This window comes from Streptomyces sp. NBC_00353 (genome assembly GCF_036108815.1).
Classification (GTDB): Bacteria; Actinomycetota; Actinomycetes; order Streptomycetales; family Streptomycetaceae; genus Streptomyces.
Genome location: NZ_CP107985.1, coordinates 174,696 through 185,876 on the forward strand (window position 1 = coordinate 174,696; position 11,181 = coordinate 185,876).

Below are 11,181 nucleotides of genomic sequence, written 5' to 3' on the forward strand. Positions count from 1 at the left end.
CGCCCTGCTCGCTCCGACCGTTGCTGAGGCGGTCACAAGAGACTCGGGGCATGCGGGTCCGCCGCCTGTGTGACCGGCCTCAGCCGCCGGCACCGCGATTCCTCGCCGCGATGTGTCCTAGGGGCTGTTTGGGATTCGGATCATGTGGTTGCGGTCAGGAGTTTCAGCCACATGATCGATCCTCGGAGGTGGAGTCCGGCCTCGAAGCTCGCGGGCGTCTTGTCGTAGCGGGTGGCCAGGCCGCGCCATGTTTTGATCTTCTGGAAGCAACGTTCAACGGTGTTGCGCTGTTTGTAGCGTTCGGGGTCGTAGGTGACGGGCCGGCCGCCGGCCGAGCCCTTCTTCTTCCGATTAACCTGCTGGTCGGTCTTCTCCGGGATGACACCGCTGATGTGGCGCCGGCGTAAGTAGGCCGGTTGGCCCGGGAGGAGTAGGCCTAATGGGAAGCGAAGGTCGGCGGGAGCTGATCTTCAGGGCGCGAGCCGAGCCTTTGAGTAGGCCCGGGCCTGAGAGTCCTGTTGACAAGACGAGGCTGGCTCGCGCCCAGCAGCATGGACCTCAAGTGGGCAAGAACAGGTACAGATCCGTCTCCGACGGCATTCACGTGGTCCCGTTTGTGTAGGCAGGCCCGTATCTGACTGCTCCGCGGTTTGCTGTTCGTAGTCCGAGCCGGTTATGCGGATCACCTCTCACCTCTGCCTGAGCCCTCAGCTCTGACACGGACCGAGGACCGTATGACTCGCTGGGGTTGCGAACGGCTGGTGGGATGACGTGCCTTGAGCACTTCCATTAGGGAGCACGCGCACCCTGCACAGGCTCTGGCCTGGGAAAAGAGCCGGGACGAAGGAGAGCCGGATGGAGATCGTCGGGTTACCGACGCCAGTTTTCTGTGGGGTGGACTGGGCCGAAGGCCACCACGACATAGCCCTGGTTGAGGCCGGGGAAAGCAACTCGCCAAAGTGCGGATCAGTGACGACGCGGCGGGGTTCGCCCAGCTCACGGCCCTGCTGACTGAACATGGCGATAGCGAGGACGCCCCGATCCCCGTGGCGATCGAGACATCGCGCGGGCTCCTCGTCGCCTGCCTGCGGGCCACCGGCCGGCCGGTCTTCGCGATCAACCCGCTGGCAGTCGCCCGCTATCGGGACCGTCACTCCGTCGCCCGCAAGAAGTCAGACGCCGTCGACGCCGCGGCCCTGGCCAACATCCTGCGAACCGACATGGCCGCCCACCGGCCGCTGCCCGCGGACTCCGAGCTCGTGCAGGCCATCGCCGTGCTCGCGCGTGCCCAGCAGGACGCCGTCTGGGCCCGCGGCCAGGCCCAGAACAAGCTCCGTTCTCAGCTCAGGGAGTTCTACCCGGCGATCCTCGACGCCTACGCCCAGCACAAACACGGCCTGTGCTCGAGAGAAGCCCGCAGCATCCTGGCTGCAGCCCCGACCCCGACCATGGCGGCGAAGCTGACACGGCGACGCCTGCAGTCCCTGCTCAAGCAGGCCGGCCGGGTCCGCGGCATCCAGACCGAAGCCGAAAGGCTCCACGAAGTCTTCAAGCGGGAGTATCTCCACCAGCTCCCGCAGGTCGAAACAGCCCTCGGGCATCAGACATCCGCCCTGCTCAGGCAGCTGAACACCGCCTGCGATAACGCTGAACAGCTCGAAGAAGCCGTCACGCAAGCCTTCGCAGAGCATCACGATGCCCCGATCATCCGCAGCTTTCCGGGACTTGCCTCACTGACCGGCGCCCGGATTTTGGCAGAGATCGGCGATGACCGGACCCGCTTTGCCAACGCCCGATCCCTCAAGGCCTACGCAGGAAGCGCCCCGGTCACCAGGTCCAGCGGCAAGAGCTGCATGGTCATGAGTCGGAAGATCAAGAATCAGAGATTGGCTGCCGTCGGCTATGTCTGGGCCTTCGTCTCCCTTACCCGCTCACCAGGCGCCAGAGCCCACTACGACCGCCGCCGAGCGGCCGGCGACCGCCACGTTGCCGCACAGAGGAACCTCTTCAACCGCTTCATGGGAATGCTGTTCTACTGCCTCCAGAACGGTCACATCTACGACGAAACAATCGCCTTCCCGCAGCCGTCACCCGAACTTGCTGCAGCAGCGGCTTGACGCTTATCGGCGTGGGATGTCTTGTCTGCGGCCACGGCGTTCGGTCGGGTGCGGGGGCGGCCGACAGGTCCGGGGATGCGGATCTTGTCCAGCACGGCCTGGAACTGCGGGCAGTCCCCGGCCTGTCCGGGGGTGAGGACGAATGACAGGGGCAGTCCGGCGGCGTCGACTGCCGCGTGGATCTTGCTGCTCAGTCCGCCTCGGGACCGGCCGAGCCCGGCGGCGTCCGCCTTGGCCCTGCGGCGGCGACGCGCTGCGGCCCGATCCTCGTCCGAGGCCGCGTCCGCCGTGTCCGGATCGGCAGTGGCTGTTGCCGGATCACCCGCAGCACTGGTGGCTGCTGCGGAAGTGGAGCCCCCTTTTCCTCGGTCAGTGCCTGCTCCAGCGCGTCCAGGGTCTCTCCGGCCCCCGCCAGCCCAGCCGATTCCTGGTGTGCCCGCACGATCGTGGAGTCCACGCTGACCAGTTCCAGACCGACCTGCCCCCGCGCAGCGGCCTCGGCGATCAACGCGTCCATCAGGGACTGGAACACCCCAGCCTTGGCCCAGCCGTTGAACCGGGAGTAGATCGTGGACCAGGCCCCGTACCGCTCCGGGACATCACGCCAGCCCGTACCGGCGCGGAACCGCCAGAGCACCCCGGAGCGTGTCCCAGTAACCAGCGCCCCGCCTGTGTTTCGTGATCATTCGTGCGGGATGATGGCGGTATGCGTGGCGGTGATGGGTTGTTCGAGGTCGAGCCGGTCGAGAAGAGGCAGCCGCAGGTTCGTCCGGCGGTGGTGGACAAGCAGTTCCGGGCGTTCGACCCGCACTAGGTTCTGCTGCTGCCCCCGTCGCTGGACGACTGGCTGCCCCAGGACCACCTGGCCCGGTTCGTCGCCCTGGTCGACGATGTGCTGGACCTTACGCCGGTCCTGGCTGACTACACCGAGAAGCGCGGCTATCCGCCCTACGACCCCAGGTTGATGGTGCGGCTGTGGACGGGGAGTCGGTCATGACGACCTTCCAGGTTGCGCTCCGGTGGGGTTACCCGGCGCACTGAGCAGCCAGCGCCAGCGCGGTTGTTCGGTGACTGTCACGGTCAGGCACAGCACGGTCGCTGCTGTGGCAGCCCACCAGGGCCAGAGCGCCCACGTTGCCGCTGTGGCGGCTGCGAGCTGCATCAGCACCAGGAGGATCGTCACGATACCGGGCACCAATACGGGCGTGCGGCCGCCGGGCCTGTCGCCCGGCGTACTGAAGACCGCGGGCAGCCCGATCAGTATCACCACGGCGCCGATCGCCAGGGCTATCGAGTGCGGCCACAGGGCCCAGGGAGCGCCCACCCACGCGATGAGTTCGGTGAGGAATCGCAGTGCCCCTCGGGCATAGTCGTTCTGGGACGGATTCTTGTCGATCACAGTAGTGGCCGCCTGTCGTTTGTCAGGGCGTGGGCGCTGCGGGCCCGGGGGTTGGCGTGGTGGCCTGGAGTCCTTGGTCGATGAAGGTGATCATCCAGGTGAAGCTGTCGTCGGCGTCTGTGTCGTACTGGAAGCCGCCTGCGACTTCGAGGGTCGAGAACCCGTGCAGCATGCTGCGCAGCATCCGCAGGGCGTGGACCTCCTGGGCGGGGTCCAGGTGGTATCCGCGCAGCACGGCCGAGAGGGAGCTGAGCGCCCGGTTGCTGGCTGGGATGAACGGGTCGTCGGGCCCGTCCGGGCGGGCACTGTTGACTGCCGCGTACCGGCCGGGATGTTCTCTCACGTATGTACGCATGGCCTGCGCGGCGGCGGCGAGGGCGTCGCCGCCGGCGCGGCCCTGCGTTGCGTCGCGGATGGCGTCGCCGAGCTCGGTCACGGCCAGGATGGCGATCCGGTGGGCGAGGTCGGCCTGGCTGGTGAGGTGCTTGTAGAGCGAGGGGGTCTTGACCCCGAGCCGTTCGGCGACCAGGCCCATGCTGAGCTGGGCGAACCCGATCTCGTCGACCAGCATGGCGCCGGCCTCGGTGATCGACGCCGGGGACAGTCCGGCCCTAGGCAAGGGTCAGCGTCCTGGCCAGGAAGGGCAGGGCCAGCGCGACGACCTTCTCGGGTGTCTGGGCGTGCATGTAGTGACCGGCACCCTCGATGACCACCAGTTCGCCGAGGCCCTGGGGCAGGTCGGCGATGATCCGCTCGCCCTCGGCGCGCGGGTCGGCCCAGTCGGGGTCGGCGCTGCCCTCGATCACCAGGACCGGGCAGGCGACGTTGGGCAACTGCGCGCCGGCGTCGGCCGCGGACTGACACATGGCCTGCAGAACCTTCATCCGGCCGGGCTCGCTCATCTTGGCCTCGATGCGCGCCAGTTCGCCGTCCCAGTCGGCGGGCTTGACCGGGTACGCCAGGTCGAGGTACTTCTTCCAGGCTGGCAGACTTCCCAGCAAGGCGACCCGCCCCATCAGAGTGGCACCGGCCCGGTAGCGCTTCACCCGCACCAGTCCGCCGAGGTCGTTCAGCTGTTTGCGGGTGAACGGTGCCAGTTCGATGACGCCGGTGATCAGGTCGGGCGCGGTGGCGGCCGCGATGGTCGCAGCTCCGCCGCTCATCGACTGGCCGATGATGACGGCCGGGCCGCCGAGGAGGCGCACCAGGGCGACCAGGTCGCCGGCGATGTCGGAGCGGCTGTAGCCGTCCCAGCCGAGGCCGGAGTCGCCGCAGCCACGCACGTCGACGTTCGCGACCCGGTAACCGGCCGCGGCCAGGGCCGGGGCGACGAAGCGGTAGGAGTGCCGGCTGTCGCCCAGGCCGTGCGCCAGAACGACGAGAGGGCCCTCACCAATCAGGTCGTAGGCGATGGTGTTGTCGCCGATGGTCAGGTGCTCGGTCATGACTTCCTCCATTGGGAGTTGGCTAACTGCATTAGCTAGAGGCTAGTGACGTTAGCTGCATGTGTCAACGCACCTCCCCGATCATCGGCTGGTTCCAGCACCCGAGGGTGGCGGAGTAGCGCTGGGCGGCGGGGCAGCTGCCCGGCGCGTAGTCGTTGGTTCCAGCAACCGGCAACCCGCCTACGTTTCGTGATCATTCGTGCGGGATTATGGCGGTATGGGTGGTGGGGATGGGCTGTTCGAGGTCGAACCGGTCGAGAGGAGGCGGTCACAGGGCCGTGGGGCGGCGGTGGACAAGCGGTTCCAGGCGTTCGACCCGCACCAGGTCCTGCTGCTGCCCCCGTCGCTGGACGACTGGCTGCCCCAGGACCATCTGGCCCGGTTCGTCGCCGACCTGGTCGACGAAGTCCTGGATCTGGGGCCGGTCCTGGCCGACTACACCGAGAAGCGCGGCTACCCGCCCTACGACCCCAGGTTGATGCTGCGGCTGCTGATCTACGGCTACACCACCGGGGTCCGCTCCTCACGGGCGATCGAGCGCAAGTGCGCCGACGACATCGCGTTCCGGTTCCTGGCCGCCGACCAGGCCCCGGACTTCCGCTCGATATCGCGGTTCCGCCGCCGCCACCTGGACGCCCTCGCCGACCTGTTCGCCCAGTCCCTGCACCTCGCGCAGAATCTGGGCATGGTCAAGATGGACCGCGTCGCCCTGGACGGCACGATGCAGGCCAGCGCCTCCAAGCACAAGGCGATGAGCTACGGCCGGCTGGTCGACAAGGAAGAACGGATCGAAGCCGAGATCGCAGCCCTGGAGGCCCAGGCCGCCGCTCTGCTGGCCGACGCCGAGCACGTCGACACCGCCGAGGACCACGCCTTCGGCAGTGACGGCAAGGACACCGACCTGCCCGCCGAACTCGACCGCCGCGAGAAGCGCCTGGCCAAGCTGCAGACCGCCCGCGCCCAGATCGAGGCCGAAGCCGCACAGAAGGCACGCGAGCACGCCGAGGACAAGGAATGCCACCGCCAGAAGCGTGAGCTGCCCGTCACGTGGCCCCTGCTCGTTGACGGCACTCTCGGGGCGGGCCTCAAGGCCGGGTGGACAGGCGGCGCAGGGCGCGGGCGGTCGGTGTGTCGGGGTCGGCCGTCATGAACAGCACTTGCTGGTCGTCCTCGGGGAGATTGAGCACGTCGCAGTTGAGGCGAAGCTCGCCGAGTTCGGGGTGGACCAAGGTCTTCATCCGGTGCCCGGGGATCCGCAGCGGGTGGGAGGCCCAGATCTCGCGGAACTCCGCGCTGTTCGCCGTAAGGTCCGCCAGGAGGCCGGACAGATTTTCGTCGTGGGGGTAGCGGTCGGCGGCGGTGCGCAGGCGGGAGACGACGATCTCGGCGAAGTCCTCGTGGCCAGTGGTCAGGACCTGCTCGCGGAGCAGGAAACGGCGGTGCGCAAGGTTCGGCCGCCGGTCCAGGTCGCCGAGCAGTGCTTGGGCCAGCGGGTTCCAGGCCAGGACGTCGTAGTTCGCCGCGGTGACCAGGGCGGCGGTGTCCGGGAGCCGGTGCAGCAGGTCGGCAATGTGCCTGCGCACGCGCCGCGGGGGTGCCGTGGGCGGCTGGGGGGTCTGGCCGGCCAGCTGGAAGAGGTGAGTGCGCTCGGCCGGAGCCAGTCGCAGCGCAGCCGCGAGGCCGTCGAGGATCCGCGGGGAGGGACGCGGCCCGCGCGCCTGCTCCAGGCGGACGTAGTAGTCGACGGACATGTGCGCCAGGTCCGCGATCTCTTCCCGGCGCAGACCGCCGGTGCGGCGCCGGGGCACCGCGGGCAGGGCGACGTCCTCGGGGCGCAGTCCCGCACGACGGTCGCGCAAGAAGCGGGCCAGTTCGTCTCGGGCCACCGGGCATCTCCTCGGGCTGTGTCTTCCTGGTATCGATTGTCCCTGGTCGCGTGCCGGGCCGGCGGCGAGGCTGGTGGCATGGAAATCTTGACTGCGCTGGTCACCGGCGCGAACAAAGGGATCGGCAAGGAAATCGCCCGCCAGCTCGTCCAGGCGGGACTGACCGTCTACGTCGGCTCGCGGACCGCCGAACGTGCGGAACATACCGTCGCCGACATCGGCGGTGACGCGAGGCCTCTGGTCCTCGATGTCACCGATCCTGTGAGCATCGCCTCGGCGGCGGACCGTATCGCCGCTCTGGACGTCCTGGTCAACAACGCGGGCGTCTCCCCCGCTGAGGGTATGGGCGCGCAGGACGAGGACGTCGATACCTTCCGCCGGGTCTATGAGACGAACGTATTTGGCGTGGTGGCGGTGACCAACGCGCTACTGCCGGCCCTGCGGCGCTCCGCCCACCCAAGAATCGTGAACATCTCCAGCGGGACCGGGTCGCTTGCGGCCGCCGCCACCGAGCACTCCGGGTTCCGGGGTGCCTTCGCCTCCTACCGCTCATCGAAGGCGGCCCTGAACGCGTTGACCCTGTTCTATGCCCAGAGCCTTGCCAGCGACGGATTCAAGGTCAACGCCTTGGCACCTGGTCTGCGACGAACCGATCTGAACGCCGCCGCGGCTGCGGGCGGGGACCCGGCCGAGGCGGCCGCCGGCGCGGTCCGGCTGGCAACGCTGACTGACGACGGACCCTCCGGCGCGTTCTTCTCCTGGGACGGAACACCGGTCCCCTGGTAGCCGCCCCATGGTCATCGGCAAGGCACACCGCGCCACCGGGACCCCTTCATCTCTCGGGTGAGGCTTCCGGTGCGCCGATCCACTCCTGGACTGGCGAGCGATGTCACCGCGATGGGCTCCGCTGGCGTCCGGCTGCGGACTCGGCGCGCATCCCGGTGGCCTCGAAGGACACGCGCTTGCCCTGGCCGGCGAGTACGACCGTGTTCCCGCCGAGGGCGGCGGCGGTTGGGGGCCGGCCGGACCAGCCGTCCACCTCGACGTTCTTCACGCCGATGCAGACCAGGACGGACTGTCGCGCCAGGCCGGATTGGGTGCGCGGGGTGGCGGGGCGGCGAGGCGTGTTCGCGGTGGAAGGATCAGTGGACGCGTGAGGTGGAGTTGTCGGGCAGGGTTGAATGAGGTCACCTCCCTCTCTGAGAACTGCGGGCAGCGGTCTTGGCCGGGGCCGCCGGGGCGGCTGGGGCTCTGGTGGTGTCCTTCTTGCTCTTGCGGGGCCGCATCACGGACCACAGGGGACTGCCAGGGAGGGTCTTGTTCTCCGCTGTCTCCAGCAGCGTCAGTTTGTCCTGGTGGGTGAGGCGGCTCAGCTCACGCTGCCCGGTCTTGTCCCCCATTTCGCGCCAGGTGGTGACCCCCTCCTCACGGGCCGCCTTCTTCACGCTCCCATGACGAACGGCGCCAGGTAGCCGAGTTTCTCGGCGCGTTCCCGCTGCGCCTGGCGCTCCGCTGCCTCCTCTTGTTCACGCTGCACGGCCAACGCCCGCTCCACCCGCTCCCGTCGGGCGGCCTCGTTCCGCTCGCGCCGCTCCGTCAGCTGCTGCTCCGTCTGTTCGCGCCGCTCCTTCTCTCGCTGAGCCGCACGCCGCTCCTCCTGCTCACCCGCCACCTACGCAGCCCGCCTCTTCGACGCGCAGGCCGCCGGCGCCCCGGAGCAGCAGCTCCAGGCCGTCCTCGCCGAAGGCCTCCAGCAGGAGTACTTCAAGGACCGCGGCCGCCGTGCCGACGGGGTCCTGGTCGAATTCACCGACATCGACTACGTAGAACTCAGCTTCTGAATGCCTCCGGCCTGATGGTCGGATACACCCCATATGAGCCGAGGCGCGATAGCTGTCACATAAGCAGGCTTGCGGTGGGCAGGGAGCGAACTCGGGAGGCGCGCACGCGGTCAGGGGGTCGTCGGCGTGAGGTCCTGCAAGCCCACCACCCGCAGCAACTGCAAGCGCTCGTACGACGCCGTGCCCGGGCGGGCCGTGTGGATGACGAGCTGCTGGTTGTGGTCGGAGTTGACGAGGATCTCGCAGTCGAGTTCGAGGATGCCGATCGTAGGGTGCCTGAAGCGTTTCGTGGCGGCGCGGCGTACGGCGACCTCGTGTTCGTCCCAGAGGTGGGCGAACTCCTCGCTTGCGGCACACAGTTCGGCGACGAGGGCGGCGGGTTCGGGGTCCGTGGGGCGGGCCGAGGCCACCGCTCGCAGGCCGGCGACCTGCTCGCGGGCGCGCTCCGGGCGGTCCTCGGGCGGGAACAGCTCCTGGGCCGCCGGGTCCAGGAAGAAGCGGCGGATCATGTTGCGTTCTCGGGGCGGGCGGGCGAGAGCGTCTCCGCTCAGTGCCCGCGACAGCGCGTTCTGGGCCAGGACCTCACCGCAGTCGGTCGCCACCATCGCCGGGGTGTCGTACAGCCGGTCCAGCACCAGGAGCAGGCCCGGGAGCACATGCGTGCTGGTTGCCTCCCGGCGCGGCGGCTCTTCACCGGTGAGGTGGAAGAGGTGGTCGCGTTCGTCCTCCGTCAGGCGCAGGGCGCGGGCCAGCGCAGTGAGCATTTGGCGGGAGGGACGCGGGCCCCGGGACTGTTCCAACCGCGTGTAGTAGTCCACGGACATGCCGGCCAGCTGGGCCACCTCCTCGCGGCGCAGCCCCGGCGTACGGCGGCGGGCGCCGGCCGTCAGACCCACGTCGGAGGGGTCCAGGCGGGCACGAGCGCGGCGCAGGAAGTCGGCGAGTTCGGCTCGGTTCACCTCGCCAGGGTGCGGGATGCGGGCCGGCTTATCCAGGGACTCCCGATCCCCTGATGAAGAGGTCTCTCCCGGTCGTCCCCGCATCCGCCGAGGCTGGTCATCAACGACAGGCGACACAGTGCGTTAAGGAGCACATCATGCTGATCTTGGTGACCGGTACGACGGGACAAGTTGGACGGCGCTTCGTGCCGAGGCTGCTGGCCCAGCGACAGCCGGGCGAGCAGGTGCGGGTCCTGGTGCGGGACGCGGCCCGTGGCGAGCGCTTCGCAGAGCTGGGCGCCCAGGTCGCCGTAGGAGACATGCGCGACGAGGAGGCACTCGGCAAGGCACTCGCCGGTGTGGACGCCGTCGTAAACGTCGCCGCCGCCTTCCGCGGGGTGCCGGATGAGGAGGCGTGGGCCGTCAACCGGGACGCCGCGGTGGCCCTGGGCCGCGCCGCGCAGACCTCCGGCGTGGAGCGGTTCGTGCAGGTCAGCACGAACAATGTGTACGGCCTCGGACGGGGCCGCCCGCTGACCGAGGAGGACGAGAGTCGGCCGGGCGGCGCGATGTGGGGCGCCTACCCCGAGTCCAAGGCCGAGGCCGAGCGCGAACTGCTCGCGCTCAAGAGCCTGGACGTACGCATCGGGCGGCTCCCCTTCGTCTACGGCGAGGGCGATCCGCACCTCGCCAACTCCTTGCATTGGGCCGCCCGCTGGGCGCCGCACCAGCGCCTGCAGATGGCCCACCACGCTGACGTCGCCCAGGGCCTGATGCGTCTGCTGTACGCGCCGGGTATCGCCGGCCGGATCTACAACATCGCCGATGACGCTCCCGTCACGACGGTCGAGCTGTACCAGCTCAACGGCGTCGAGGTGCCCGCCGGACTCCACGAGCTCACGGACCCCGACCCGTGGTTCGGGATCGTGTCCAACCAGCGGATCCGCCGGGAGCTCGGCTTCCGGCCGATCTACCCGAGCGTCTGGACGGCCCGGGACGCCGGAGCCCTGTGACGGTCACTGCGCCGTCAGTCCACCCTTGTGATCCGCCCAACCGGCATCCGTCCGCGGGGTGCAGGGGCGGTGACATCGCCTCTGCTTCACGTGCTGCTGGTGACAGGTGACCTTCCAGCCGAGTTGCCCGGCCGCTTTGCGCATCGCGGCCCGGATCAGCTCCACCCCGCCCAGTCCGACGGCTTCCTCATCGTCCAGGCTGGCAGTTCCTTGTCCAGCCACTCCTCGACGGTCCTTCGCCAAGGCTCCGAGGGATCACTGTCGGCGACGTCGGCCCAGGCGTCCTCCGCCATGCCGGGGTCGATGAACAGGCTGTCGAGGTAGGCGTGCCGGCAGCCCGCGGAACAGGCGCCTTCACTGCCTGTGGAGCACGTCACCGTCGGGGCCGGGCTACGAACGAAGGCCCCTGGCCGACCAGGCCGGGCCAGCGCGCACTTGGAGCACCAGCAGCCACACCGGTCTGTCGACCACTCCTTTGGGCACGGCTTCGCACGCGAGGTGCCACTCAAGTTTCACCGTGCCTGCAGACGTTCCGGGCCGGC

12 protein-coding genes and 6 pseudogenes are annotated in these 11,181 nt (G+C 69.0%); 5 read left to right on the top strand and 13 right to left on the bottom strand.

The features are described from left to right. Positions 1-140: 140 nt before the first annotated feature. A pseudogene (locus OHA88_RS00770) lies at positions 141-436 on the bottom strand (transposase); the annotation flags it as partial. A gap of 419 nt (positions 437-855) precedes the next feature. Between OHA88_RS00770 and OHA88_RS00775 the strand changes: the two are divergent. After that, a pseudogene (locus OHA88_RS00775) lies at positions 856-2,117 on the top strand (IS110 family transposase). Between the two features lie 20 nt (positions 2,118-2,137). Here the strand turns inward: OHA88_RS00775 and OHA88_RS00780 are convergent. Then, positions 2,138-2,347: pseudogene (locus tag OHA88_RS00780) on the bottom strand (transposase); the annotation flags it as partial. Between the two features lie 298 nt (positions 2,348-2,645). Further along, positions 2,646-2,733 (bottom strand): annotated as a pseudogene (locus OHA88_RS44365) (transposase); the annotation flags it as partial. A gap of 201 nt (positions 2,734-2,934) precedes the next feature. Between OHA88_RS44365 and OHA88_RS44370 the strand changes: the two are divergent. Further along, positions 2,935-3,093, top strand: a pseudogene (locus tag OHA88_RS44370) (IS5/IS1182 family transposase); the annotation flags it as partial. Positions 3,094-3,108: 15 nt separating this feature from the next. On the opposite strand, the gene OHA88_RS00795 reads toward OHA88_RS44370, so the two are convergent. Genes OHA88_RS00795 through OHA88_RS00805 form a run of 3 tightly spaced genes read right to left on the bottom strand, consistent with a single transcriptional unit; the run spans position 3,109 to position 4,961 of the window. After that, the gene (locus OHA88_RS00795) at positions 3,109-3,516 is read right to left on the bottom strand and encodes a hypothetical protein (protein WP_328623762.1); all 408 of its coding nucleotides are present in this window, start codon (positions 3,514-3,516) and stop codon (positions 3,109-3,111) included. Positions 3,517-3,538: 22 nt separating this feature from the next. Next, entirely contained in the window at positions 3,539-4,135 is a 597-nt protein-coding gene (locus OHA88_RS00800) for a TetR/AcrR family transcriptional regulator (RefSeq protein ID WP_443044141.1), read from the bottom strand. Next, on the bottom strand, positions 4,128-4,961 hold the full coding sequence (locus tag OHA88_RS00805) for an alpha/beta fold hydrolase (protein WP_328623763.1): 834 nt from the start codon (positions 4,959-4,961) through the stop codon (positions 4,128-4,130). The genes OHA88_RS00800 and OHA88_RS00805 overlap by 8 nt, the downstream gene beginning before the upstream one ends. A 289-nt stretch (positions 4,962-5,250) precedes the next feature. Between OHA88_RS00805 and OHA88_RS00810 the strand changes: the two are divergent. Next, positions 5,251-5,988, top strand: a pseudogene (locus tag OHA88_RS00810) (transposase); the annotation flags it as partial. Between the two features lie 58 nt (positions 5,989-6,046). Here the strand turns inward: OHA88_RS00810 and OHA88_RS00815 are convergent. Further along, positions 6,047-6,847 carry a helix-turn-helix transcriptional regulator gene (locus OHA88_RS00815; protein ID WP_326580615.1) on the bottom strand — a complete coding sequence of 267 codons (801 nt, stop codon included), beginning with the start codon at positions 6,845-6,847 and terminating at the stop codon, positions 6,047-6,049. Between the two features lie 78 nt (positions 6,848-6,925). On the opposite strand from OHA88_RS00815, the gene OHA88_RS00820 reads away from it, so the two are divergent. Then, positions 6,926-7,633: an SDR family NAD(P)-dependent oxidoreductase gene (locus OHA88_RS00820; protein ID WP_328629547.1), complete on the top strand. Its 708-nt coding sequence runs from the start codon at positions 6,926-6,928 to the stop codon at positions 7,631-7,633. Between the two features lie 103 nt (positions 7,634-7,736). Here the strand turns inward: OHA88_RS00820 and OHA88_RS00825 are convergent, their stop codons facing one another. The 5 genes from OHA88_RS00825 to OHA88_RS00845 all read right to left on the bottom strand — a co-directional run bounded on the left by OHA88_RS00825 (position 7,737) and on the right by OHA88_RS00845 (position 9,647). After that, the gene (locus tag OHA88_RS00825; RefSeq protein ID WP_328623764.1) at positions 7,737-7,901 is read right to left on the bottom strand and encodes a hypothetical protein; all 165 of its coding nucleotides are present in this window, start codon (positions 7,899-7,901) and stop codon (positions 7,737-7,739) included. A gap of 133 nt (positions 7,902-8,034) precedes the next feature. Next, positions 8,035-8,292 carry a hypothetical protein gene (locus OHA88_RS00830; protein ID WP_328623765.1) on the bottom strand — a complete coding sequence of 86 codons (258 nt, stop codon included), beginning with the start codon at positions 8,290-8,292 and terminating at the stop codon, positions 8,035-8,037. Further along, positions 8,289-8,519 (bottom strand): hypothetical protein, encoded by a 231-nt coding sequence (locus OHA88_RS00835; protein ID WP_328623766.1) that lies wholly within the window; start codon positions 8,517-8,519, stop codon positions 8,289-8,291. The genes OHA88_RS00830 and OHA88_RS00835 overlap by 4 nt, the downstream gene beginning before the upstream one ends. Beyond that, positions 8,509-8,721, bottom strand: a complete 213-nt coding sequence (locus OHA88_RS44375) for a hypothetical protein (protein WP_443044142.1) — start codon at positions 8,719-8,721, stop codon at positions 8,509-8,511. The genes OHA88_RS00835 and OHA88_RS44375 overlap by 11 nt, the downstream gene beginning before the upstream one ends. A gap of 77 nt (positions 8,722-8,798) precedes the next feature. Beyond that, positions 8,799-9,647: a helix-turn-helix transcriptional regulator gene (locus OHA88_RS00845; RefSeq protein ID WP_328623767.1), complete on the bottom strand. Its 849-nt coding sequence runs from the start codon at positions 9,645-9,647 to the stop codon at positions 8,799-8,801. 137 nt (positions 9,648-9,784) lie between these two features. Between OHA88_RS00845 and OHA88_RS00850 the strand changes: the two genes are divergently transcribed. After that, complete coding sequence (locus tag OHA88_RS00850) at positions 9,785-10,639, top strand: NAD-dependent epimerase/dehydratase family protein (protein WP_328623768.1); 855 nt, start codon at positions 9,785-9,787, stop codon at positions 10,637-10,639. A gap of 155 nt (positions 10,640-10,794) precedes the next feature. Here OHA88_RS00850 and OHA88_RS00855 read toward each other — a convergent pair whose 3' ends face one another. Then, positions 10,795-11,016, bottom strand: a complete 222-nt coding sequence (locus OHA88_RS00855; protein ID WP_328623769.1) for a hypothetical protein — start codon at positions 11,014-11,016, stop codon at positions 10,795-10,797. Positions 11,017-11,181 lie beyond the last annotated feature (165 nt).